The following is a 1,458-nucleotide window of genomic DNA, read 5'->3' as shown; positions in this document are numbered from 1 at the left end:
CACGTCGAGGGCCGGACCGGTGGCGCTTGTCGTCCCGTCGTCCGCGGGGTCGCCCTCCGCTCGGTTCGCTCGCGCGCTGTCGAGCTGATGTCGCAGACGATTCAGCCGATGTCGCAGACGATTCAGCCCGACAGCGCGCGACCAGACGGCTGTGACGGCCCGGCCCGGGCGCGACCGGCCAGACCGACGAGGAGGAAGCGGGGACTGCCGGGCCGGGACGGTACTGGCCGCGACCGCGTTGGTGGTGGCGGCCGCGAGCGCCGGGGTGCATGGGCCGCCCGGTGAGGTGGCAAACCGCTGCGGACCGGCGTGGTGGTGCCGGCCGCGAGCGCCGGGGTGGCATGACGAGGGCCGCCGCATTCCGGGAGGATGCGGCGGCCCCGGTGCCGGCGTCGCCGGCGTGACGTGCGCGGGCTCAGGCGCCCGGGGTGTTGTCGCCCCGCTTCGAGGTGGCCACCAGGTAGTCGCGGTTGAGCCGGCCGATGGTGTTCAGCGGGATGCCCTTCGGGCAGACCACGGTGCACTCGCCGGCGTTGGTGCAGCCGCCGAAGCCGGCCTCGTCGTGCGCGTCGACCATGCCGATCACCCGGGTGTAGCGCTCCGGCTGGCCCTGCGGCAGCAGCGAGAGCTGGGTGACCTTGGCGGCGGTGAAGAGCATGCCGGAGCCGTTGGGGCAGGCGGCCACGCAGGCGCCGCAGCCGATGCACTCCGCCGCCTCGAAGGCGGCGTCCGCGTTGGCCTTGGCGACCGGGGTGGAGTGCGCCTCGGGGGCGCTGCCGGTCGGCGCGGTGATGTAGCCACCGGCGGCGATGATCTTGTCGAACGCGCTCCGGTTGACCACCAGGTCCTTGATGACCGGGAACGCCCGCGCCCGCCACGGCTCGATGTCGATCGTGTCGCCGTCGGAGAACTGCCGCATGTGCAGCTGGCAGGCGGTGGTGCCGCGCTGCGGCCCGTGCGCGTTTCCGTTGATCATCAGGCCGCACATGCCGCAGATGCCCTCGCGGCAGTCGTGGTCGAACGCCACCGGCTCCTCGCCGGCCAGGATCAGCCGCTCGTTGAGCACGTCGAGCATCTCCAGGAAGGACATGTCCGGGGAGACGTCGTCGACCTTGTAGGTGACCATCCGACCCTTGTCCTCGGGGCCGGACTGGCGCCAGATGCGCAGGGTCAGGTTCACTTGTAGCTCCGCTGCGTGGGGTGGACGTATTCGAACTTCAGGGCTTCCTTGTGCAGCACCGAGGGCTCGCCGGTGGCGGTGAACTCCCAGGCCGCGACGTACGCGAAACGCTCGTCGTCGCGCTCCGCCTCGCCGTCGGGCGTCTGGTGCTCGGCCCGGAAGTGGCCGCCGCAGGACTCCTCGCGGTGCAGGGCGTCGATGCACATCAGCTCCGCCAGCTCGAAGAAGTCGGCCACCCGGCCGGCCTTCTCCAGCGACTGGTTGAGCCCCTCGCCGTC

General features: G+C 71.9%; 1 protein-coding gene and 1 pseudogene. Both read right to left on the bottom strand.

Annotation, left to right across the window (positions count from 1 at the left end):
• Window positions 1–415: 415 nt before the first annotated feature.
• Window positions 416–1,180 (bottom strand): succinate dehydrogenase/fumarate reductase iron-sulfur subunit, encoded by a 765-nt coding sequence (locus ACSNOB_RS31855; protein ID WP_393110115.1) that lies wholly within the window; start codon window positions 1,178–1,180, stop codon window positions 416–418.
• Window positions 1,177–1,458, bottom strand: a pseudogene (locus ACSNOB_RS31850) (fumarate reductase/succinate dehydrogenase flavoprotein subunit); the annotation flags it as partial. The pseudogene ACSNOB_RS31850 and the gene ACSNOB_RS31855, both read right to left, overlap by 4 nt.

The sequence above is a fragment of the Micromonospora sp. URMC 106 genome, from assembly GCF_051386395.1.
GTDB lineage: Bacteria > Actinomycetota > Actinomycetes > Mycobacteriales > Micromonosporaceae > Micromonospora.
The sequence above is the reverse complement of the archived record's forward strand: the minus strand, read 5'-3'. Positions and strand labels throughout refer to the sequence as shown.